19 protein-coding genes are annotated in these 22,426 nt (G+C 65.7%); 8 read left to right on the top strand and 11 right to left on the bottom strand.

Annotation, left to right across the window (positions count from 1 at the left end; all coding sequences use genetic code 11):
* Positions 1–148: 148 nt before the first annotated feature.
* On the bottom strand, positions 149–787 hold the full coding sequence (locus tag ACFVYC_RS06175) for an alpha/beta hydrolase (RefSeq protein WP_387547974.1): 639 nt from the start codon (positions 785–787) through the stop codon (positions 149–151).
* A gap of 9 nt (positions 788–796) precedes the next feature.
* Entirely contained in the window at positions 797–1,864 is a 1,068-nt protein-coding gene (locus ACFVYC_RS06180; RefSeq protein WP_387547977.1) for a serine hydrolase domain-containing protein, read from the bottom strand.
* 198 nt (positions 1,865–2,062) lie between these two features.
* On the opposite strand from ACFVYC_RS06180, the gene ACFVYC_RS06185 reads away from it, so the two are divergent.
* The 5 genes from ACFVYC_RS06185 to ACFVYC_RS06205 all read left to right on the top strand — a co-directional run bounded on the left by ACFVYC_RS06185 (position 2,063) and on the right by ACFVYC_RS06205 (position 6,779).
* A complete protein-coding gene (locus ACFVYC_RS06185) occupies positions 2,063–2,320 on the top strand; it encodes a DUF6458 family protein (protein WP_387547978.1) in 258 nt (85 codons plus the stop codon).
* A 262-nt stretch (positions 2,321–2,582) separates the two neighbouring features.
* Complete coding sequence (locus tag ACFVYC_RS06190) at positions 2,583–3,389, top strand: DeoR/GlpR family DNA-binding transcription regulator (protein ID WP_387548555.1); 807 nt, start codon at positions 2,583–2,585, stop codon at positions 3,387–3,389.
* Positions 3,386–4,369 carry a 1-phosphofructokinase family hexose kinase gene (locus tag ACFVYC_RS06195; protein WP_387547979.1) on the top strand — a complete coding sequence of 328 codons (984 nt, stop codon included), beginning with the start codon at positions 3,386–3,388 and terminating at the stop codon, positions 4,367–4,369. Before ACFVYC_RS06190 ends, ACFVYC_RS06195 begins: the two co-directional genes overlap by 4 nt.
* Positions 4,370–4,371: 2 nt before the next feature.
* Positions 4,372–6,432 carry a fructose-specific PTS transporter subunit EIIC gene (locus ACFVYC_RS06200; RefSeq protein ID WP_387547981.1) on the top strand — a complete coding sequence of 687 codons (2,061 nt, stop codon included), beginning with the start codon at positions 4,372–4,374 and terminating at the stop codon, positions 6,430–6,432.
* A 68-nt stretch (positions 6,433–6,500) separates the two neighbouring features.
* Complete coding sequence (locus ACFVYC_RS06205; protein WP_387547984.1) at positions 6,501–6,779, top strand: HPr family phosphocarrier protein; 279 nt, start codon at positions 6,501–6,503, stop codon at positions 6,777–6,779.
* A 175-nt stretch (positions 6,780–6,954) separates the two neighbouring features.
* On the opposite strand, the gene ACFVYC_RS06210 is transcribed toward ACFVYC_RS06205, so the two are convergent.
* From ACFVYC_RS06210 to ACFVYC_RS06220, 3 genes are all read right to left on the bottom strand, one after another.
* Positions 6,955–7,386 (bottom strand): SRPBCC domain-containing protein, encoded by a 432-nt coding sequence (locus ACFVYC_RS06210; protein ID WP_387547986.1) that lies wholly within the window; start codon positions 7,384–7,386, stop codon positions 6,955–6,957.
* The gene (locus tag ACFVYC_RS06215) at positions 7,386–8,234 is read right to left on the bottom strand and encodes a class I SAM-dependent methyltransferase (RefSeq protein WP_387547988.1); all 849 of its coding nucleotides are present in this window, start codon (positions 8,232–8,234) and stop codon (positions 7,386–7,388) included. Before ACFVYC_RS06215 ends, ACFVYC_RS06210 begins: the two co-directional genes overlap by 1 nt.
* Positions 8,235–8,504: 270 nt before the next feature.
* On the bottom strand, positions 8,505–9,650 hold the full coding sequence (locus tag ACFVYC_RS06220) for a Ku protein (protein WP_387547991.1): 1,146 nt from the start codon (positions 9,648–9,650) through the stop codon (positions 8,505–8,507).
* A 40-nt stretch (positions 9,651–9,690) separates the two neighbouring features.
* Here ACFVYC_RS06220 and ACFVYC_RS06225 point away from each other — a divergent pair, with 40 nt between their 5' ends.
* Positions 9,691–12,276: an ATP-dependent DNA ligase gene (locus ACFVYC_RS06225; RefSeq protein WP_387547993.1), complete on the top strand. Its 2,586-nt coding sequence runs from the start codon at positions 9,691–9,693 to the stop codon at positions 12,274–12,276.
* A 76-nt stretch (positions 12,277–12,352) separates the two neighbouring features.
* Here the strand turns inward: ACFVYC_RS06225 and ACFVYC_RS06230 are convergent, their stop codons facing one another.
* Positions 12,353–12,613: a hypothetical protein gene (locus ACFVYC_RS06230; protein WP_387547996.1), complete on the bottom strand. Its 261-nt coding sequence runs from the start codon at positions 12,611–12,613 to the stop codon at positions 12,353–12,355.
* A gap of 525 nt (positions 12,614–13,138) precedes the next feature.
* Between ACFVYC_RS06230 and ACFVYC_RS06235 the strand changes: the two genes are divergently transcribed.
* On the top strand, positions 13,139–14,752 hold the full coding sequence (locus ACFVYC_RS06235) for an MFS transporter (protein WP_387547998.1): 1,614 nt from the start codon (positions 13,139–13,141) through the stop codon (positions 14,750–14,752).
* A gap of 292 nt (positions 14,753–15,044) precedes the next feature.
* Positions 15,045–16,136, top strand: coding sequence for an FUSC family protein (locus ACFVYC_RS06240; RefSeq protein ID WP_387548001.1), 1,092 nt, complete (start codon positions 15,045–15,047; stop codon positions 16,134–16,136).
* Here the strand turns inward: ACFVYC_RS06240 and ACFVYC_RS06245 are convergent.
* From ACFVYC_RS06245 to ACFVYC_RS06265, 5 genes are read right to left on the bottom strand one after another with little or no spacing between them, the layout of a single operon-like run.
* The gene (locus ACFVYC_RS06245) at positions 16,104–16,877 is read right to left on the bottom strand and encodes an SDR family NAD(P)-dependent oxidoreductase (RefSeq protein ID WP_387548002.1); all 774 of its coding nucleotides are present in this window, start codon (positions 16,875–16,877) and stop codon (positions 16,104–16,106) included. The two genes, ACFVYC_RS06240 and ACFVYC_RS06245, sit on opposite strands and share 33 nt — an antisense overlap.
* Positions 16,878–16,916: 39 nt before the next feature.
* Entirely contained in the window at positions 16,917–18,800 is a 1,884-nt protein-coding gene (locus ACFVYC_RS06250) for an IucA/IucC family protein (protein ID WP_387548005.1), read from the bottom strand.
* The gene (locus tag ACFVYC_RS06255; RefSeq protein ID WP_387548007.1) at positions 18,797–19,366 is read right to left on the bottom strand and encodes a GNAT family N-acetyltransferase; all 570 of its coding nucleotides are present in this window, start codon (positions 19,364–19,366) and stop codon (positions 18,797–18,799) included. The genes ACFVYC_RS06250 and ACFVYC_RS06255 overlap by 4 nt, the downstream gene beginning before the upstream one ends.
* A complete protein-coding gene (locus tag ACFVYC_RS06260; protein WP_387548010.1) occupies positions 19,363–20,748 on the bottom strand; it encodes a lysine N(6)-hydroxylase/L-ornithine N(5)-oxygenase family protein in 1,386 nt (461 codons plus the stop codon). The genes ACFVYC_RS06255 and ACFVYC_RS06260 overlap by 4 nt, the downstream gene beginning before the upstream one ends.
* Positions 20,745–22,331 carry a pyridoxal phosphate-dependent decarboxylase family protein gene (locus ACFVYC_RS06265; protein WP_387548557.1) on the bottom strand — a complete coding sequence of 529 codons (1,587 nt, stop codon included), beginning with the start codon at positions 22,329–22,331 and terminating at the stop codon, positions 20,745–20,747. The genes ACFVYC_RS06260 and ACFVYC_RS06265 overlap by 4 nt, the downstream gene beginning before the upstream one ends.
* Positions 22,332–22,426: the final 95 nt, after the last annotated feature.

Below are 22,426 nucleotides of genomic sequence, written 5' to 3' on the forward strand. Positions count from 1 at the left end.
CATCCCCACCGCACTGATCTCCTTGTTTGCCCAGTTCACAGCCGCGATAACGGCCGAAGAAGAGTGTAAGCGCTTACAAATTTGGCTTGCAACTGTTTTTTCTACAGGCGCCGTGTGACGCAGTTCACCGGCAGGGCGAACGGCAAGATTATGTAGCCGCAGGTCCGTTCGTCGCCAGCACGTAGTGTCGCAGGAACGCACTGACATCCACCATTTCCGTTTTGGACATCGCGTGCCCCATCCCCGGATAGGTCCTGGCGGTGAGGAGCGTCTTGTCCTGGAGCCACTCCCCCGTGTACGCAATGGCGTCTTCGTTGATGACCAGGTCAGCCTTGTCCCGCCCCCAGAAGAACGGCGGCCTGGTGTCGAAGGATTCAGTGAGGGACAGCAGTTCATTTTCGAGCACAAAACCGGAAAGCCCTACAACAGCCACGTAGTCCTTGGGGTGGAGGCGCAGCAGCGTGCTGGCCATGGCCATGCCCTGCGAGTAGCCGAGCAGGCTCACACTGGTGTGCTGGCCCTTGACGGTGTTGATCCAGGTCTGGACGGCGCTCGAGGCCTTGATGACGTCGGCGAAGTCATTGGCGAGGAAGTAGTCCAGCAGGAACCAGCCGTAGTGGTCGCCGATGGGCATGGGTGCACGCAGGGCTGCGCAGGTGAATTCCGCAGGCAGGTACTCAAACAGCCGGACCATGCGCGACTCGTCCGTGCCGTAGCCGTGCATCATTACCAGCAGCGGGGTGCCCGCCCGCTCGGCCTCGGGCTTGGACCACACAACTGTTTCCATCGCATCAGCCTAACGAGGCTGGTGAAGAAGGAGCCTGAAGCCGTGCCGGTCCAGCGGTGCGGAGCTTGCGGACAGCAGCACGACGCCGGTCCCGGCCTTCCGATCCAGCCCCATCCATGAGCGGAACCCGCCCGTGGCTCCGCTGTGCAGCGTAACGGTGTGACCCTTAACGTCAAGGCTGAGCCATGCCGCGCCGATGCGTGCAGCAGGCCCGGCGAAATCAGCCACGGGATCAAGGGCCGAAACTCCGGGCGCATGACCGTGCAGAAGGGCACGGGCCAGTTCCCCCATGTCGCCGATGGTCGCCCGCCACCCGCCGGCCGGAGCCAAGGCTTCGCCGGTCCACGGCTGCATGATCCGCCCGTAACGGCTGCGGCCGGGCAGGGCGGCTTGCTGGAGCTCTCCGGTTGACGCCGGAGCGTAGAGGGACGCCAGGCCGAGCGGCCCTGTGATCCGCCTGGCCATAAGCTCCCGGTATGTGGCACCGGCCCCGGCAGCCACCGCATGCCCCAGGAGTTCGAAGCCAAAATTGGAGTAGCGGGGACGGGGAGACTGCAGCCGCGTGGTCCTTGCCTGGGCGAGCAATTCCTCCAGGGTTTCCCCGTACGGGTTAGCTCCGCGGAGCCACAGGGCGAGCGTTCTTTGCACCGTGGACTGCGATGTGGCGAGCCTGGGCAGCCCGGAAGCGTGGCGGGAGACTGATCCGAGGGTGACCTTCGCCGGCCCGCAGTCCTGCAGGGGCAGCAGGTCCCCCAACGTGGTGGCACCGTCCAGCTCTCCGCGGTCAACAGCGTCCGCGTAAAGCAGGCCGGTAAGACCCTTGGACACGGATCCGATTTCGTAGTCGGCCCCAAGCGGGGCGTTGACGCTTGCCACTGCCAGCACTCCGTCCCGGACCAACGCAACGGCTGCGGGACCCATGGCACCCCGGCTGGTACGGCCCGGCGTGGAGCGGTGCCCGCCCGAACCCTCAAGCCACCGCCGCCGCAGGCTGCCAAGCGCCTCCCGGGCACTGGGGTCGCCATAAAACTGGACGTTTCGGCGCTCTTGCATTCCGTCTTCAGCCTTATCCCCCATGTCCCCAGTATTACAAGCCGACTGCCACCTCAACCACGTCTGCCCCACGCGTCCCACGCACGCCAAGCGCGCAAGTCACCCCTACCGGCCATTGAATACGGCATCTCCGCGCTGTAGCGTGACGCGTGACGGACAGCATGCTTAGTAATCCCCTGCCGGGCAGCAAAAACGCCCTCTCCACCACGACAAGGAGCAACAGTGAGAATCGGATCCTCCATCTTCCTCATCGCCCTCGGTGCCATTCTTGCCTGGGCGGTTGCCCCGGGACTCATCCCCTTCGTGGACCAGGTACTGGTCGGCTACATTCTGATTGCCGTGGGGGTGATCGGGCTCATCGCCTCGCTGATTCTCGCCTCGCCGGGCCGCAGCCGCCGGGTCAGCGAAACGCGGTCCGTCGTGGACCCCAACACGGGCGAGCGGATAACCCGGAACGAAAGCCGGGATGCCGGGCTGTAGCCGAAGCAGAAGGAACAGACGTGATCCCGAGGAAGCCGGGCCGGACCACCGCGGTCCGGCCCGGCTTTCTTCTGCCCGGCAGCTTCTGGCGTGGTGGAGGGGTCCAGCCCGGATGTGCCCGTTGCATGGACGGGGACCCAGCGCACACTTTGTTTCATGTGGGTTTCCATTGACAAACCAACAGAAGCAAAGATAAAGTCAAGTAACTCAACATCGTGTGATGCCAGTCACGCACCAGGAAGCCTTACGCAACGGAGGGTATGTGTTCGCCGAGGAGCGCCAGCAAAAGATTGCCGAGCTTGTCGCCGGCACCGGCCGGGTCAGCGTGACCCTCCTGGCCGAGCGCTTCCGCATCACCACCGAAACCGTCCGCCGGGATCTAGCCACCCTCGAGAACGCCGGGACCGTCCGCCGCGTGCACGGCGGGGCCGTGGCGGCAGACCGCTTCAGCACCACCGAGGAAAGCGTGAACGAGCGGGCCATCCAGCGACCGGACCAGAAAATCCGCATTGCCGAGGCAGCCCTGGCGCTCATTCCCCGCAACTCCCCCGGCAGCGTGCTGATCGACGGCGGCACCACCACCGAAGTACTGGCGGACCTGCTCTCCCGGCGCACCGCCGTCGAGCCTTCCGACTCCACGGAACCACGCGCGGAACTGGTGGCCATCACCCACGCGGTCCCCATCGCCGGCAAGCTGTCCAGCATTCCCGGAATTGCCCTGGAGGTCCTGGGCGGCCGCGTACGCGGATTGACCCAGGTTGCCGTCGGCCAGTCGACTGTGGACTCCGCCGGCAGGCTCCGGCCGGACATCGCATTTATCGGCACCAATGGGATCCACGCGTCGTTCGGCCTCAGCACTCCCGACCCCGAAGAAGCCGCCGTCAAGGCAGCTTTTGTCCGTTCGGCACGCCGCATTGTGGTGTTGGCCGACTCCTCCAAGCTGGACACGGAAACCCTGGTCCAGTTCGCCTCCCTGAAAGATCTGGACACCTTGATTACAGACAGCGAACCCGGACCGGAACTTGCAGCCGCTCTTGAAGAAGCCGGCGTAGACGTGGTGATCGCATGATCGTCACCTTCACGGCCAACCCGAGCCTGGACAGGACAGTGGCCCTGCCTGGGCCGCTGGAACGCGGCGAAGTGCAGCGCGCCGTCTCCGTCAGCCAGGAATCGGGAGGGAAGGGCGTTAACGTCTCCCGCGCCCTGGTGGCCTCCGGCCTGGAGTCCGTAGCGGTCCTTCCCGGCGCGGACAACGACCCCGTTCTTGCAGGCCTGCGTGAGAGCGAAGTGCCTTTCGTTTCCCTCCCCATCAATGAGCCGCTCCGCACCAACGTTGCGCTCACCGAGCCGGGCGGAGTCACCACCAAGATCAACGAGCCAGGCCCGCTGCTCGACGAGGACCAGCAGGAAGCCCTGATGAAGCTGCTGCTGGAGAGCTCCCGCGGCGCCAGCTGGGTGGTCCTGGCCGGATCGCTTCCGCCAGGATTCCCCGAAGATTTTTACGCGACGGCGGCCGCCCGACTGCGTTCAGCCGCCGACGGCGCCGCACCACGGATCGCCGTCGACTCGTCCGGCCAGCCACTCGCCTCCGCCCTCGCAGGTGGGGCGGAAGGCATGCCGGACCTCCTCAAGCCCAATGCCGAAGAACTGGCTGAGCTGGCTGCCGCAGCCGGCTTCGCCTCCCCGGCCACCGCTGACGAACTGGAAGCGGACCCGGCTGCTGCCGCTGCAGCAGCCGCCGCCGTCGTACGTTCCGGTGTGGGTGCTGTGCTGGCAACTCTCGGATCCAAGGGAGCTGTCCTGGTAACGGCCGACGGCGCGTGGTTGGCCACGCACCCGCCGGTCGCCGCGGTCAGTACGGTCGGGGCGGGCGATTCTGCCCTTGCCGGTTACCTGCTCGCCCACGGCCAGGGCGCCGCCCCGGCCGATTGCCTTCGCCAGGCGGTGGCCCATGGTGCCGCCGCCGCCTCCCTGCCGGGGTCCACTGTTCCGGCAGTCCACCAAACCAACCCGGATGCCGTAACCATCACGGCCCTTCGAAAGGATTGACAGTGACCCAGCTCATCACCACGGAACTGGTCGAGCTCGACCAGAACCTGGGCAACTCCCCCGAGACGGTGATCCGGCACTTGGCAAGCAAAGTAGCTGCCACCGGACGCGCGTCAGAAGTTGAAGGCCTCTTCGCGGATGCCTTCGCCCGCGAGCAGAAGACGGCCACCGGCATCCCCGGCGGCATCGCCATCCCGCACTGCCGCTCGGCGGCCGTTACGGAACCCACCCTGGCCATGGCCCGCCTTAACCCCAAGGTGGACTTCGGCGCCAAGGATGGCCCGGCGGACCTGATCTTCTTCATCGCAGCCCCGGACGGCGCCGACCAGCAGCACCTCAAGCTGCTGTCCAAGCTCGCCAGGTCCCTGATCAAGAAGGACTTCACCGCCTCCCTGCGCAACGCCTCCTCCCGCGAGGAGATTGTGGAACTGGTGGATGGCGCGCTTGCTGACAAGCCTGCCGCCCATGCAGCGGCGGCTCCCGCTGATGCAGTAGCCACTTCCGGGGCGTCGGCCGCCGGCTCGGTTTCCGCGGACCCGGCTTCGTCAGGTTCATCCACGGGATCCGGACCCAAGCGCCTCGTGGCTGTGACCGCGTGCCCCACGGGCATCGCCCACACGTACATGGCAGCTGATTCCCTTGTTGCCGCGGCCCAGGAAGCCGGCGTTGACCTGCAGGTGGAAACCCAGGGCTCCTCCGGCGCCAAGCCGCTGGACCCCGCCGTGATCGCTGCTGCCGACGCCGTCATCTTCGCCGTCGACGTGGACGTGCGCGGCAAGGAACGCTTTGCCGGCAAGCCAGTGATCAACGCTCCGGTCAAGCGCGGCATCGACGAGCCCGCCAAGATGGTGCAGGAAGCGCTGGCTGCAGCAACCGACCCCCATGCCCGCCGGGTCCCGCACTTCGGAGCCGAGGAACAGGCCGAACAGGCAGCAGCCGAAAAGGGCGAGCACATCGGCCAGAAGCTGAAGAGGGCCCTGCTGACCGGCGTCAGCTACATGATTCCGTTCGTAGCCGGCGGCGGCCTGTTGATCGCCTTGGGCTTCCTGCTGGGCGGGTACGACATCACTGAGGTGGCGGACGACGTCGTCCTCCAAAACAACTTCGGCAACCTGCCGGAAGGCGGCCTGGCCACCTACCTCGGCGCTGTGTTGTTCAAGATCGGGGCCCTGTCCATGGGCTTCCTGGTCCCTGCGCTGGCGGGCTACATCGCCTACGCCATCGCTGACCGCCCCGGCATCGCTCCCGGTTTTGTTGCCGGTGCAGTGTCCGGGTTCATGGGTGCCGGCTTCCTCGGCGGCATCGTCGGCGGCCTGCTCGCGGGCTACATGGCCCACTTGATCGGCACGTGGCAGGTACCACGCTGGCTTCGCGGCCTGATGCCCGTAGTGATCATTCCACTGCTCGCCTCGATCTTTGCTTCCGGGCTGATGTTCCTGGTGCTCGGCGGCCCCATCGCCGGCCTGACCCTGGCCCTCAACGACTGGCTCTCCGGCATGACCGGCGCCTCCGCCGTTGTCCTGGGCATCATTCTTGGCCTCATGATGTGCTTCGACCTCGGTGGTCCGGTCAACAAGGTGGCTTACGCCTTCGCTGTGGCCGGCCTCAGCGCCGGCAGTGCCGACAACCAGGCGCCGTGGCAGATCATGGCCACCGTCATGGCCGCCGGCATGGTTCCCCCATTGGCGATGGCCCTGGCGACAGTCCTGGACAAAAAGCTTTTCAGCCTGGCCGAACGTGAGAATGGCAAGGCAGCCTGGCTGCTGGGTGCATCCTTCATCTCCGAGGGCGCCATCCCGTTCGCCGCGGCCGATCCGCTGCGTGTCATCCCCGCGAGCATGGTGGGCGGTGCCCTCACCGGGGCGCTGTGCATGGCATTCAACGTCACCTCGCAGGCACCACACGGCGGTATCTTTGTGTTCTTCGCCATCGGCAACGTGCTGATGTTCATCCTCTCGATCATCGCCGGCACCATCGTCAGCGCGCTGGCCGTAGTGGCGCTCAAGCGTTGGGCAGCCCCCAAGGCCGCTGATACCGTGGAGTCCGTTCCCGCAACGGTCTGACCCTGCCCTATCCACCACCTATCAACGGCGCTGAACCACCAGGGCGCCGAAAGACAAAAGGAGCAACAATGCCAGAACGCACCGCAACCGTCGCCAGCCGAGTAGGCCTGCACGCCCGCCCCGCCGCCATCTTCGCGGAAGCCGCCGGCGAGTACGACCTGGATATCACCATCGCCCGCGAAGGCGAGCCGGCTGACGAGGCCATGGACGCGGCCAGCATCCTGTCCCTGATGAGCCTGGGCGCCTCACACGGCGACGTTGTGGTCCTCCGCGCTGAGGGCACCGGCGCCGATGACGCCCTGAACCACCTGGTCCAGATCCTGGAAACGGATCACGACGCCGAGTAGCAGCGACGCTGTCCAGGCAGCAAAGCAGTGCGGCCGCCGTCGGGCCTTCCCCACAAAGGGAAGTACACGACGGCGGCCGCTCACGTTTTGCCCTCCCGGCACCTCAACCGGGTAGCGCGAAGCGTCGTTTTCTTTTGGGGGGTCAAAAGGACTTGGCGCTGTTTCGTTGGCTGGGTTAGCCGCGTTCGGCGATCTTTTTGACGTCCGCCACCAGTTGGTCCCACATGCCTTTGGAGTGCTCCGCCGCCTCCGCGCCCGGGTTGTTGTCCTGCGACAACACCAGCTGCGTCCGGCCGTCCTTGTCCGTCAGCGTCCAGGTCAGCGTGTGGTAGTTTTCCGGCTTGTCCTCCTGCCCCGTCAGGGGACTGAAATGTGTGTAAACAAGCCTGAGGCCAGGTTCGACCTCAAGGACCACTCCCTTGTCCTGGTAGTCCTTGCCGTCCCAGGTGCCGTTCCAGGTGACAGGTCCGCCCACCGTCCAGTCCGTGGTGAGCTCGGCGCCGAACATAAACTCCTTGGTGGCGGCCGGGTCCGTGATGACGTCCCATACTTTGGCCGGGGGCGCATCTATGGCCGCCGAGGAGGTGGCAGTGAAAGCACCCGGCATCAACCCTTGGCCTTCCTGGCCGTGAACAGCAGGTACTCCCACTCCATGCGGAACGGCGAATCGCCATGGGCGTCACCGAACGACTCAGCCAGGTCCGTCAGCGCCTTGTCCAGTTCCTTCACCTTGTCCCCGTCCTCAGCGATGAATTTGTAGACCGAAATGGTGGGGCCGTAGTGGGACTTGAAGTAGCGGACGAAGTCCTCCGGCTGATGGAAGCTGTGGATGCCCAAGGTCTTTTTGCGGGCGCTGGCTTCGGTGATCCTGCTCCCTAAGAGCTCGCGGACATGGTCCTCGCTCCCCCACAGCGGCGCCGGCTGCGCACCCGGTGGCGGCGGCGGGGCAAACGGCTTCATGGTGGCGAACATCCTGCCGATGAACCCCTCAGGAGTCCAGCTGAGGAGCCCGATGGTGCCGCCCGGTTTGCAAACCCGCAGGAGCTCATCGGCTGCCGCCTGGTGGTGCGGCGCAAACATCACGCCGAGGCAGGACATCACGGTATCGAACTCATCATTGCCGAAAGGCAAAGCCTCAGCGTCCCCTTCCTTCCATTCAAGCTCCACCCCACGGTCCGCTGCCTGGTGGCGGCCGGCGTCGAACAGTTCCGGCGTGAGGTCGCTCGCCACTACCTTCGCGCCCATCATCGCGGCGGGAATGGCGGCATTGCCTGCCCCTGCGGCAACGTCGAGGACCCGCTGACGTGAGTTGACGCCGCAGGCTTCCACCAGGATGGCTCCGAGCTCGGGGAGCAATTCACTGGCCAGCGCGGGGTAGTCCCCTGAGGCCCACATGGTCCGGTGCTTCTGCTTGAGCGCCCGGTCCGCCTCCAGGACATCTGTCTGGTCTGTCATGACTGTGCCTCTCTACTGTGGTGGTCCGTCAGTGAGTGAACAGCGCGCTGCGGGCACAGCGGAGGCTGTGATGCGACTCATTGTGAACTCGCCGGCCTCCGCTGTAAAGAGACGGACTGTAACGAGGGCAGCCCTAACGGGGGCATCCCGCAGGACCTGCTCATGGCGGCCCGGCCGTAAAGAGGCACCGACTACCGGGAAGCAAGCCGGCTTAGTAGTTTCGTACTCATGGCATTAACCCACGGAACACGCGCCGCAGGCCACGGACCATCACGCCGGCTTGCGCGCCCTGGTGGTGGTTGCCTTGCCAGTACTGGATTTAGCGGCGGGCTTGTCAGCGGCCTTGGCTGCCGTGGATTTCGCTGCGGTGGACCTGCCGGCAGTGGACTTTTCCGTGCTGGACGTCGCAGTGCTGGACTTTGCCGTGCCGGTCTTGGCCCCCGTGGACTTCGCGGCGGTGGACTTGTTGGCAGTGGACCTGGCCGTAGTGGACTTCGTGTCGGCAGCCTTACCCGCCGTCGACTTGCTGGCCGTGGACCTGGCCGTGGCTCTCTTGGCCGCCGGCTTGGCGGCTTCCTCGTCGCTGCCGGCTTCAGCGCCCGAGTCCGCGGCGGAAGCATCGGACCCGCCTCCGCGTTTCCGGTCCAGGCTCCGTTTCAGTGCCTCCATCAGGTCAATGACCTCGCCCTTGCCGCCCTCGCCGGCTTCCACACCAAAGGTTTCCTCGGTATCCAGGGAATCGCCCTGCTCAAGCTTGGCCTCGATGAGCTGGCGCAGCTGCACCTGGTAGTCATCGGTGAAGTGCGCCGGGTCGAAGTCAGCCGCCATGGACTCCACCAGGGCCGCGGACATGTCCCGTTCCTGCGGGGAGATCTTGATGTCCGCCTCCAGGGATGGGAAGTTGGCTTCGCGGACCTCGTCAGGCCACAGCAGGGACTGGAGCACCAAGGTGTCGTCCTTGATCCGCAAGGCACCCAGCCGCGTCTTCTCCCGCAGCGCGAACTGGACGATTGCCACCCGGTCCGTGTCCTCCAGCGCCCGGCGCAACAGCACGTAGGCCTTGGGCGACTTGGAGTCCGGCTCCAGGTAGTAGCTCTTCTCGAACATCATCGGTTCAAGCTGCTCGGACGGGACGAACTGCACCACTTCGATCTCGTGGCTGTTCTCCGCCGGAATGGCCTTCAGTTCGTCCTTGGCCAGGATGACCGTCCGGCCGTCCTCCTCGAAGGCCTTCTCGATGTCCGAATAGTCGATGACCTGGCTACAGACTTCGCACCTGCGCTGGTAGCGGATCCGGCCGCCATCGGCATTGTGGACCTGGTGCAGACTGATGTCATGATCTTCGGTGGCGCTGTAGACCTTCACGGGTACGTTGACCAGGCCAAACGCGATGGCACCTTTCCAGATGGCTCTCATTCCCTAAGTCAACATCACACAGCCCCGGAGGTGAAGCCCCATGGCCGCCGCTAAGGAGCGTGTCCGCGTTGCGGGCAGGGAATTGACCCTCACCAACCTGGACAAAGTCATCTACCCGGAAACAGGCACCACCAAGGCGGACGTGCTCGCCTACTACGCGGCGGTGGCCCACGTCCTGATTCCCGCTGCCGCCAGCAGGCCGGCCACTAGGAAGCGCTGGGTCAACGGTGTGGGAACGGCCGGGGACCCCGGCGAAGTGTTCTTCCAGAAAAACCTTGAGGACTCCGCTCCCGGCTGGCTGCCGCGGGCCGCGATCACCCACAAGGACCGGACCATCCATTATCCGATGGTCAACGACCCCGCCACACTCACCTGGTTCGGCCAGATCAACTCGCTGGAAATCCACGTACCCCAATGGCAGGTGGATTCGCACGGCAACCAGCTGAATCCGGACCGGCTGGTCCTGGACCTGGACCCCGGCGAAGGCGCAGGCCTGGCGGAATGCGCGGAAGTGGCCCTCCTGGCCCGCTCAATCCTCAAAGACGTGGGCATGGATCTTGTCCCCGTGACCAGCGGCAGCAAAGGGATCCATTTGTACGCCGCACTGGACCGGAGCCAGACCTCGGAGCAGATCTCAGCTTTTGCCCGCGAGCTGGCGCGGGCTTTGGAGGCGGACCACCCTGAGCTTGCGGTCAGCGACATGAAGAAGGCCCTCCGCAAAGGCAAGGTGCTGGTGGACTGGAGCCAGAACAACGCGGCCAAAACCACCATCGTTCCGTATTCGCTGCGTGGCCGTCCCACCCCGATGGTGGCCGCACCGCGGACCTGGCAGGAGATCAGCGCACCGGGACTTCGGCACCTGGACTACCAGGAGGTGCTGCGGAGGGTGCAGGACGGCACGGAGCCCTTCGCCGCCGTCGTCGGCGCCTCAAACCCGGGCGCGGACGTTCCGGATCATCATCACGACGGTGACCCCCGCCTGGGCAAGTATCGCTCCATGCGCGACCCACGGAAGACACCGGAGCCCTTCGAGGGCGCGGCCGGCAGCGGTGACGCATTTGTGATCCAGGAGCACCATGCCAGCCGGTTGCACTTCGACCTCCGCCTGGAGCATGACGGCGTCCTGGTGTCCTGGGCGTTGCCCAAGGGAGTCCCCGAATCTGGGGGCAAGAACCACCTGGCAGTCCAGACCGAGGACCACCCCCTGGACTATCTCACTTTTCACGGGACCATTCCCAAAGGGGAGTACGGCGCCGGTGAGATGACCATCTGGGACACCGGCACCTACGAACTGCATAAGTGGATCAATGGCCGGGAGGTCATCGTCACCCTCACCGGCTCCGAAGGCGGCGGCTTGGGCGGCACCCGGAAGTTCGCCCTGATCCATACCGGCCGGGGGCAGGGCCGGGACGCCGAAGGCCAGTGGCTCATCCACCTCATGGACAAGGACCACCCGGGCAGCCGTCACCGTCACGCGGCGGCGCCGCAGGAAGATTTGGAAGAGCCGCAGGACGAGGCGCGGGAGGAAGTGGCAGAGGAGCCGGTTGAGGCGGCGGACCCGGAAGAGGCTGATCAGACGGAGGAGGCTGAGCCGACGGAGGAGGATGAGGAGCCAGACGAAGCCGAAGCTCCGCCCCAGGATCCGCCGTCACCCGCCGCTTCAGCGTCACCGGAGGATTTCAGCCCCATGATGGCCACAGCGGGGACAACGGCAAACCTACAGGGCAGCAATTGGCAGTTCGAACTCAAGTGGGACGGGGTGCGCGCCCTCCTCGTGGCCGACGAGGAGACAGTGAGGATCTTCAGCCGCAACGGGAACGACGTCACCAGGACCTACCCCGAGTTAACGGTCAGGGGCTGTTGGCCGCCCCAGCCGTTCGTCGCAGATGGTGAGATCATCGCCGTCGGGCCTTCAGGCAGGCCGGACTTCGGGCTGCTCCAGGGGCGCATGAAGCTCACCCGGCCCGGCGACGTCGCCAAGGCACGCAGGGCCATTCCGGTTCGCTTGATGCTTTTTGACCTGCTGTACGACGACGGGACCGACCTTCGCAGGTTGTCCCTCGCCAAGAGGCGCCAGCGGCTGGAGCAGTTCTTCAGCCCGTCCGACTGCCCGGTGGAGCTTTCCACGGTCCTTGAGGACCGGGTGGAGCACATTCTGGAGAGCGCACAGGAACTGGGGCTTGAGGGCGTGATGGCGAAGCGCACCGACAGTAGGTACGTGAGCGGCCAGCGCACCCGCACCTGGGTCAAGCTCAAGCTCGACCAGACCCAGGAGGTGGTGGTGGGCGGCTGGCGGCCGGGCAAGGGCGCCCGCCAGGACTCGGTGGGGTCGCTGCTGGTAGGCATCCCGGATGGCCGGAGCCTGCGTTACGTGGGCAGGGTGGGAAGCGGCTTCAGTTTCCGCGAGTTGTCGGAGCTCCGGCAGACCGTGGACCGTCTCGCCCGCAAAACGTCCCCCTTCCAGGATGTCCCGCGCGAGGACTCGGCGGACGCGCACTGGGTCGCCCCGCAACTTGTCGGTGAGGTGACGTACAGCGAATGGACCGGGACGGGGCGGCTCCGGCACCCGGTCTGGCGCGGTTGGCGGCTGGACAAGGATCCGGCCGACGTCGTCGACGAGGCCTGATGGGGCCTACGGGAGGAAAAAGAATGGGGACACCGGAATCCCGGTGTCCCCATGCTTTTAGGGTCCTACGCCACCCTCAGGACGAGTGCGGCATTTGCGGCCGGCTGGTCCGGTGGACAGCCGTCACGGCTGCACCCTGCCCCATGCGGCCGTGGCTGGAGCCGTTGTCCTTGGGGTGCCGCTTCTTGCCGCTGCCATCCGGCCAGGAGCGCTGGGCGCCCGTTCCCGTGGGCGAAAGCGGGGCGGCCGCACCGGGCAGGTCGGGGGCGTCCATTGCCTCCGCCAGGTGATCCGCCAACTCCGGCGCTATGTGTTTTTCGATGTTTTCGTCAGCCATTGTTCTTCCTTTCCGCAACGCAATGAAATGAAGTGCTACAAGTTTCAGGCCAAAAAGGCCTTCGAGACTGAAGGATCGGCCGGCAGGGGCCTGGCCGCAGGCGTCCGCCTACTTGAAAGTGAGTGTTCCCATGGCATAACCATAGGGAAGCCCAGCGCACCTGTGAACCCCTAATCCAGCGTCGGCTGCGGGCAAGGACGACGGCGGCCCTGCCGGCTCCTGCGGGAGGGCTGCGGGCGCCGTGGGCCGCGTCACTTTTCCGCGCAGATCCGGGATAAAAGGGGGTTGCGCGCGGCCAAAATGGAAAAGATTCGGTAACGGTGGCGCCGGACGCCGCCGATCCCAGTGATGGCGCGGGAAAAGCCGGGAAAGAAAGTTTCTGGAACTGTCAGGAAACGCGCCCAAAAGAGGTGACCTTACGGCATAAAGCGAACGGGCGCCATGACATTCGCGTAAAATTGAAGGCCTGCCCAGAGCGGGGCAGCTACAAGTCGCAAGCAAATGACCTCCACGGGAGTTGCCCAAATGCCCACAGACCGAAGCATCACCGACTCTTCCGCAGGCATGCACAACGCCTCCGGAACCAACCAAGCTACACCCCCCGGCAGCCCAACTGCGGCCGCCAAAGGTCCACGGAAGCCGAAAATTCTGAAGCGCCGCCGGCTCAAGGAGTCGGACGTCAACGTTGTTGACCAGCCCATGCTGAAGAAAGCCCTGGGCGGAACCATCGTGGGCAACACCATGGAATGGTACGACGTCGGCGTGTTCGGCTACCTCATCACCACCATGGGGCCCGTCTTCCTGCCGGAGTCCGATCCCACCACCCAAACTTTGTTCCTGCTGGGAACCTTCGCCGCCACGTTTATCGCCCGCCCGCTCGGCGGCGTGATCTTCGGCTGGCTTGGCGACAAGATGGGCCGGCAGAAGATCCTCGCCACCACGCTGATGATCATGGCGGCCAGCACGTTCGCCATCGGGCTCCTTCCCGGTTACGCCCAGATCGGGCTGTGGGCAGCAGGCCTGCTGGTGCTGCTGAAGATCGTCCAGGGTTTCTCCACCGGCGGCGAATATGCCGGTGCCACGACGTTCGTCAGCGAGTACGCCCCGGACAAACGCCGCGGCTTCTTTGCCAGCTTCCTGGATATGGGCAGCTACTTTGGCTTCGCCCTCGGCGCGGCGCTGGTGTCCGTCCTGCAACTGACCCTCGGACAGGCTGCCATGGAGGAGTGGGGCTGGCGCATTCCGTTCCTGGTTGCCGGTCCGCTCGGCCTGATCGCGGTCTATTTCCGGAGCAAGATCGAGGAGTCTCCTCAATTCCAGGCAACCCTGGACGCGCAGGAAGACCTTGCGAAGCACGCCGCGGCTTCCGATCAGGCAACTGTCAAGGGCCCGGTGGGAATCGTCAAGGCCTACTGGCGCTCGATCATTGTGGCGATGATCCTGGTAGCCGCGGCCAACACCGCCGGTTACGCCCTCACCTCCTACATGCCCACCTACCTCACGGAGGCCAAGGGCTACGACGAGGTGCACGGCACCCTGCTGACCATCCCCGTGCTGGTGGTCATGAGCCTCTGCATCCCGCTCACCGGCAAGCTGTCCGACCGGATTGGCCGCCGTCCCGTGCTGTGGATCGGTGCGCTGAGCACGGTGGTCCTGGCAACCCCGGCCTTCCTGCTGATCGGCATCGGTGAAATCTGGTCCACGCTGGCGGGCCTTTCCCTGATTGCGTTCCCGGTGACGTTCTACGTGGCCAACCTCGCCTCCGCGCTTCCGGCCCAGTTCCCCACATCCAGCCGCTACGGCGCCATGGGCATTGCGTACAACTTCTCGGTGGCCATTTTCGGTGGAACAACCCCGTTCATCGTGGCAGCCCTCATCAGCGCCACCGGCAACGACATGATGCCCGCCTACTACCTCATGGGCACCTCACTGGTGGGCGCCGTGGCCATCTACTTCCTGAAGGAATCAGCCCAGCGCCCGCTGCCGGGCTCCATGCCGAGCGTGGACACCCAGGCAGAGGCGCGCGAGCTGGTGGCCACGCAGGATGAGAACCCGCTGATCAACCTTGACGAACTCCCGTTCGAGACGCAGGACATCACGGATTCGAGCTCTGCCGGGAAGGCTCCGGCCACGGTCTAGCCAGGCAGCAGCAGGCAGGCGACAGCGCCCAGGCAGTCCCCCAGCGGCATACCTTGTAGCAACGCTCCCGGCCCGTCCTTTGCAGCTTCTGCGGAAGCCGCAAGGGGCGGGCCTTTGCCTTGCCGTCCTTGGCCGTGCGGTTGGTGGCATTGCGTTGGACGCTGCCGCTGAAGCCTTGCCGCTGTTTCCATTTATGTCCCGTGACCCTCCGGTAAATGGCCCGGATGGAGCTGCCGGTGATAGGTTCCGAACGGCCCGGAAGGGATCCAGTGACAAGCAGGGATGGTGCAGCATGAAGCTTCTCGTGGAGCAGGTGCGCGCCCTCCACCGGCTGGAACCGGCCAACCGGGACCACCTCGCAGCCCTGCGGGTGGCCCTCAGCGTTGCAGTTCCCTCGCTGCTGCTTTTCGCCGCCGGCCGAACAGACCTCATCATGTACGCCGTCTTCGGGGCCCTGACCGGCATGTACGGACGCTCGGAGCCACACCAGCTCCGCCTCCGGCACCAGGCCCAGGCCGCGGTAGTCCTGCTCGGCGGAGTTGCGGCAGGACTGTTCCTGTCCGTCAACAACCTCCACTCATGGTGGCTCGTCGCCGTCGAAGCGTTGCTGGCCGGCGTCGGATCAGTGTTTGCGGACCGGGTCCGGCTCAAACCCAACGGGCCTTTCTTCGGCATCCTCGCACTGGGAGCCTGCGCTTCGGTACCCATGGAAGTGCCCTGGCAGACCGCCCTGCTCATCGCCGCAGGGTCGGCCGCCTTCTCCATCCTGGTCGGATTCGGCGGCTGGATCCGCAGCAGGTCATGGCAGCGCGGTGCTGTCCGCAGCGTCCCTGCCGTCCACCCCGCCGGCAAGGCGGAGTTGTTGCTTCACGCTGCCCGGTACGTCCTCGCTGTAGGGGCAGCGGGCACGGTGGGTGTCCTTTCCGGCAGCGGCCACCCGCACTGGGCGATGGCTGCCGCGGCCGTTCCCCTCGCGGGCGCGGACCTTCCCAGCAGCGTCCGGCGTGGTATCCACCGCATCGTGGGGACGTTCGTGGGACTGGGGGTCACCGCCGTCGTCATTCTTCCCGCGCCCTGGTCCCTGGCAGGGCTGTTCCCCGCCAGGCAGGCCGTGATGCTGGCACTCCTGGTCATCATCTTCCAGTTCACCACCGAGCTGTTTATGGCCCGCCATTACGGCCTTGCCATGGTCTCCTTTACGCCCGTCATCCTCCTGATAACCCAGCTTGCCCACCCCATCGACCCGGGGGTCCTGATCCTGGAGCGCGGTGTCGAAACGCTGGTGGGTGCGCTGGTGGGAATTGCGGTGGTGGTGGTTGTCCGCCGGGCGGGGACGCGCAACCCGGCGGTTCTACTTGGGTTTGCGCGCCGGTCCCGCCACTAGCCTTGCCGGCGCCACCCTCGCTACAGCCGCCACGAGCTTGTACCTCTTGGACGGGATGGACACCGCCTTGCCCCGCTGGTTATCCGCCAGGCCCTCCCGCACTACCCGCTCGGCGTTCAGCCAGGCCCACGATGGTGCCACGGACTTGTCCATTCCCATCCGATCGTGGAACTCCGTGTGGGTAAAGCCCGGGCACACCGCCGTGACCCTGACGCCGCGCCGGCGGTAAGTGAGGTTGGCCCAGCGGCTGAAGCTCACCAGCCACGCCTTGGCCGCCGAGTAGGTGCCCCTGGGCAGGAACGCGGCGATGCTGGCCACATTGATAATCCGGCCACCGCCCCGCTCCAGCATGCCCTTCAGCGCAGCGTGGGTGAGCTCCATAGCCGTCTCACCGTGCAGCTTCAGGTGCTTTTTCTCCTCCGAGATGGGGTTGTCCTCGAAGTTGTGCAGCAGCCCGATCCCCGCGTTGTTGATCAGGATCCCCACCGGCCGCTGCGGATCGGACAGGCGTCCGACGACGGCTGCCACCCCGGCGTCGTCCGTCAGGTCCGCGGGCAGCACCTCAGCCCTGATTCCGTAGCGCCGTTCCAGGGCCGCCGCGGTTTGCTCGAGGCGGGCCCGGTTCCGCGCTACCAGTACAAGGTTGCAGCCTTGGGCTGCGAGCTGGCGGGCGAACTCGGAGCCCAGGCCGGCACTGGCACCGGTGATGAGGGCTGTTGTCCCGGGGAGGTCTGCAGTCATGGTGCAAGCCTAGCCACCTGGGAGGTGCTGAAGCGGCAGTTACTTCCCCGCGAACCTCGCCAGCGGGTTCGCCAGCCGCCCGGCCATCTGAAGGCCGCCGGACGGATCCGCGAGGTCCAGCATCTGCTGGTTGTTCCGCAGTTGAAGCCGGTTGAGGCAGGACAGCTCAAAGTCGGCGGCGAAGAGGTCGTGCCGGGTGAACTGGCCGGCGAGCCCGGGATGCTGGCTTTGGTAGTCCTTGATGGCGGCGGCAGCGGTGCGCCAGAACTCCTCCTGGCTAAGTTTGCCGTCCTCCTCGAGGAGTGCTGCGAGGAAGCGGAAGATGCAGTCGAAGATATCGGTAAAGATGGCAAGCACCTTCTCGCCGTCCGGGATGGCGGCCTTGATCCGGGACACCTCTTCCGGCAGGTCCAGCCTGTCCCCCATCACCACGATTTCCTCGGCGATGTCCTTCATGATGGCCCGGACCGGCACACCGTCCTCGAGCACAAGGATCACGTTCTCGCCGTGCGGCATAAACGCCAGTTCGTACTGGTACAGGCAGTGCACCAGCGGAACCAGGTAGGCCTCGAAGTACCGCCGCAGCCACTCCTGCGGCACCAGCCCGGAACGCTGGATGAGGGCGGAAACCACCGGTTTGCCCTCGGAGTCCACGTGCAGGAGGGAGGCCATGGTGGCCAGTTGCTGCCCGTCCTGAAGGAGCGGCAGGGGACTTTCGCGCCACAGCGCCGACAGCATCTTCCGGTAGGGCGAGCCCTGGGCGGATCCGGCCTCGTAGTAACCGTTGTGGTAGCCGATAGCAGCAACTTCACCAATCAGGGTGAAACCGCGCCGCTGGAGTGTCCCGTCTGAGTCAAGAAGGTTCCGCAGCCAGTCGTTGATAGCCGGGGTGGCCTTCATGTACTGCGGCGACAGCCCCCGCATAAAGCCCATGTTCAGCACGGACATGGCGGTCTTGACGTAGTGGCGGCCCGGGGCGCTGGTGTTGAAGAACGTCCGGATGGACTGCTGCGCCTGGTAAGTGTCCGTTCCCGTGCCCAAGTGGACAATGCGCTGCCGGGCAATTTCCGCCGCGAAGGTCACGGTGAGCTTGTTCTCCCACTGCCACGGATGCACGGGCATCAGGAAGTACTGGTCCGGGTCCAGGCCCTGCGCCTGCAGTCCGGCGTCGAAAGCCCCGAGCAACGGGCCGAGCTCTGCCTCCAGGTGGGCCCGGTAGTCCAGCCCGGCACTCGAGGTAAAGGCGGCATGGCTGCGGTGCACGGCAATCCATTCCAGCTGCACCGGGGCGCCGGTTTCGGGGGCGAAGGCACGGTAATCGCTCATGCCGAAGCCGAGACGACCGTTGTTGGCCACGAAGCACGGGTGGCCCTCGGTCATGCTCCGCTCAATGGCCTGGAAGTCAATAGCCCGGTCCAGACCTCCGGTGACCCCCGTCGCGAGTTCCGCGGCCGACGGCTGGCCGGCCCACTGCTTGTAGGCGTGGCTTGCCATGGTGCTGCTGATCTCCTCGAGGTACACGGGGAGCATCTGGATGTTGATGCCCAGGGTGCCCGAGAACGCCGTGACGAACTTGAGCACGTCCAGCGGCGCTTCGGCGCCGTCCTTCAGGTACCGGATGGAACCGGCGTCGATGGACCAGTGGTCGAGCTCGAGGACGCGGGCACTGAACCGGTACTCATGCGTACCGTCGTCGCTGCGGACACGGTAGCTGGCGTTCCCGGCTGGCACGGTCCCGCCACCCGCCCGTTCATCCCCCAGACGTTCCGGGGCAAGGATCCGCTCGTGGGAGAACTCGGCGAGCGCCTTGCGGAGCAGATGCCGGTTGGCGTTGTCCCATCTATCGCCGGTGAGGTGGGGAGTGGCAGTAGTTGCGGCGGTGGTGCTGAGGGCAGGTGGGGTGGAGTCGAGGTGGATAGTCACAGTGATGCTCCCTGCGGGACGGGGGTGGAAAGAGTGTCAAGGGCCTTACGGGCGGCCTGGTAGTCGTCGCGGCTGCAGAAGCTCAGCAACGCGTCCTTGTCGGGAAGCGTCACCACGCCGACGGGCTGGAAGCCCAGCCGTTCGTTCAGGGCATGGATTCTGGTGTTCCGCGCGTCCGGTTCCACCACGATGCGGTCCACTCCGGCCTTGGCGAACAACCGGTCCAGGACCGCGTCCATAACCGCCGCGGTATAACCGGGGACCGGAGGGCCCGCCGGCGGCGCCACCAGCAAGTGCATCCCCAGGTCCCCGGAGAGGACCGGATACACCGCTGCCAGCGGCGAGGACGCCGGCAGGTATTCCTCCATCAGGAAGGCGGGGACGCCGCCGTCGAGCCCCAGCAAGGCGTGGTGGTGGCCGCTCGCCTGGATCTTTGTGTATTCCTCCACCACGTCGTCCACCCCGGCGGAGAGCATCCCCCAGAACGAGGCGTAGGGCTGCGTCACCCAGCTGTGGAGGAGCGGTGCATCGGCTTTCGCGTCGAGGCAGCGGAAGGTGAACCTCATGCCGACACCGCCGATGCAGAGTCAGCCGCCGTTCCAGGTCCAACGCCGGACGGCGGTTCAGAGCCCGAAGGCGCGCCGATATCCACGGGTGCCCCGAACTGCTGGAACGCGATGCTGCGCTCCACCGGATACACCTCGCGGCCGGCAATCCCACGCAGGATGCAGGAGTTCCGGTAGGCGCCCATGCCCAGGTCCGGGGCGGCAAACCCGTGCGTGTGCAGCTCCGCGTTCTGGACAAAGATCTCCGCGGGTTCGACGCCGGTGCTGTAGTTCCGGTCCACGGCGAACCTCCCTGCGCTGTCCCGGGCGATCCGGTCCTGGATGCCGGCCAGGAAGCCTGGTTCCCGGTAGCCGTAGCCCGTGGCCAGCACCACCGCTTCGCTGTCCAGGGTGTAGGACGTGCCCTGCTCCCCATGCTGAAGGTGCAGGGTATGCGTACCGGTTTCCGGATCCCACCGGGCAGCCGTGAGCGTCGAGTGGGTCAGCAGCCTCGTGTCCACCAGGCCGGAGATGCTCTTGCTATAGAGCAGGTCGTAGATCTCGTCGATCAAGCTGGAGTTGATCCCCTTGTAGAGGTTCTTTTGGGTCATGTTGAGATGGTCGCGCTGCTGCTGCGGGAGCCCGTGGAAGTAGTCCACGTACTCAGGCGAGGTCATCTCGAGGGTCAGTTTGGTGTACTCCAGCGGGAAGAACCGGCCGGAGCGGGTCACCCAGTTCAGCTGGTACCCGTGTGCGTCCGATTCCTGGAGCAGCTCACAGTAGATCTCGGCGGCACTCTGGCCGCTGCCCAGGATGGTGATGCTTCGCTGCTGCTGCAGTTCCGCCTTTCGTGCGAGGTAATCAGCGTTGTGGAGGACCACTCCCCCACCGCCGGCAGCCGCCTCGGCCAGAATGCCTTGAGCCGACGCCGGCACGTACGGGGAGGTCCCCGTGCCCAGCACCAGCCGGCGGGCCAGCAGCACCTCATGCCCGCCTGGGCCCGAGGCGGAAAGCCGGTACACGCCGTCGTCGTACGCCACATCCAGCACAGCTGTGCCAAAACGCACGCAGGGCAGCTGCCCCGCCACCCACTGGCAGTACTGGTTGTACTCGGCACGCAGCGGATAGAAGTTCTCGCGGATGTAAAAGCGGTAGAGCCTCCCTGTCTGCTTGAGGAAGTTCAGGAACGAGTATGGCGACGTGGGGTCGGCGAGGGTGACGAGGTCGGCCATAAAGGGAACCTGCAGGTGGGCAGACTCCAGCATCATCCCGGGGTGCCAGTCAAAGGATTCGCGGCGCTCGAGGAAGATACCGTCCAGTCCTTCCACAGGTTCAGTGAGTGCGGCGAGGCCCAGGTTGAAGGGTCCGACGCCGACGGCAGCGAAGTCGTAGATGCGACTCATGCGGATACCTCGCTCTGCAGAAGTCCGGCACCGGTGCGGCGCAACAGCGCGACAATGCCGGCAATGTCCTCCAGGGTGGCCTCGGCGTTGAGGAGCGTGAACTTGAGGTAGTGCCGCCCTCCTACCTTGGTACCGGCAACCACAGCTTCCCCGGAAGCAAAAACGGCGGCGCGGATGGCCGGGTTCAGGGCGTCGGCGGCGTCTTCGGAGAGCCGCCCGCCGGAGTCCAGGCGGGGCCGGTACCGGAAGACCAAGGTGCTGAGCTGCGGCGGTGCGGCGAGTTCGAAGTCGTCCTCGGCCGCGAGGAGCGAGCCGACGCGGGCGGCAAGGTCGATGGCTTCGTCGAACAGGGCGCCAATGGCATCCGCGCCCATGATGCGGAGGGTGAGCCAGAGCTTCAGGGCGTCGAACCGGCGGGTGGTCTGGATACTTTTGTCCACCTGGTTGGGGATCTCGGCCAGGGCTGCGCTTTCCGGGTTGAGGTAATCGGCGTAGTAGGTGATGTGGCGGAGCATGGCTCGCTCGCGGACCAGCAGTGCGCTGGAGCTCACTGGCTGGAAGAAGGTCTTATGGAAGTCCACGGTCACGGAGTCGGCGAGCCGGGTTCCGTCCAGGAGGTGGCGGTAGCGGCCGGAGACCATCAGGCCGCCGCCGTACGCGGCGTCGATGTGGAACCAGGCGCCATAGGCCCGGGCCAGCGCCGCGAGCTCCGCGAGCGGGTCGACCGCGCCAAAGTCGGTCGTCCCGGCGGTGGCGACAACTGCCATCGGTGACAGGCCGGCGTCGCTCGCTTCCGCCATCGCCTCCGCAAGGGCGGCGGGGTCCATCCGGTGGTCAGGCGTGCACGGCACGGTGATGACGGCGTCAAACCCCAGGCCCAGCATCGACGCCGACTTCTGGATGCTGAAGTGGCTGTCCTCGGAGGTGAAGATCCGGAGTGTGTCCAGCAGTGCCGGAAGCCGGAGGCGGCTCCGGGAAGGATCCTGCCGAAGCCCGGCCACTGCGTGGTTGCGGGCGATCAGCAGCGCCTGAAGGTTGGACTGGCTGCCGCCGGAAGTAAAAATCCCGTCGGCATCACTGCCCAGGTGCAGCCTGTCCGCGGCCCAGTCCACCAGGCGGCGTTCAATCATGGTGGCGCCGGCGCTCTGGTCCCAGGTGTCCAGTGACGAGTTCACCGCGGACAGGATGGCCTCGCCCACCAGCGCCGGAATCACCACCGGGCAGTTCAGGTGCGCCGCGTACTTGGCGTCGTGGAAGTAGACGGCGTCGCGCAGGTACACGTCTTCGAGTTCCTGCAGCGCCGCAGCCGTGTCCGGCAGCGGCGTTTCAAGGTCCACGGCACCCACCCGGGCCTGCAGCTCCGACGGCACGACGCCGGTGAACGGCCGGGTGGTCCGTTCCAGCTTGGTGGCCACGGCAGTGACGCCCTGCAGCACCTGCGCCACGTAGCGGGGCGAATTCCGGGCATTGAAGAGGTGGTTGGTGGCCCCGAGCGCGAGTTCCACGCGGGAGGCGAAATCCTGCCCGGGCGGCTCCTGGCTCCCTCGGTGGTGGTCCACGTGTAGCTCTTCAAGGCGGGGCATCAGCGGCACTGGTCTTCCTTCTGTCGGCAGTTCCTGGCAATTGCAAAGGCCAGCCTTACTTAGGTAACCCTTTTAATCAAACTTTTGTGATGTAT

This window comes from Pseudarthrobacter sp. NPDC058329 (assembly GCF_042879835.1).
Lineage (GTDB): Bacteria > Actinomycetota > Actinomycetes > Actinomycetales > Micrococcaceae > Arthrobacter.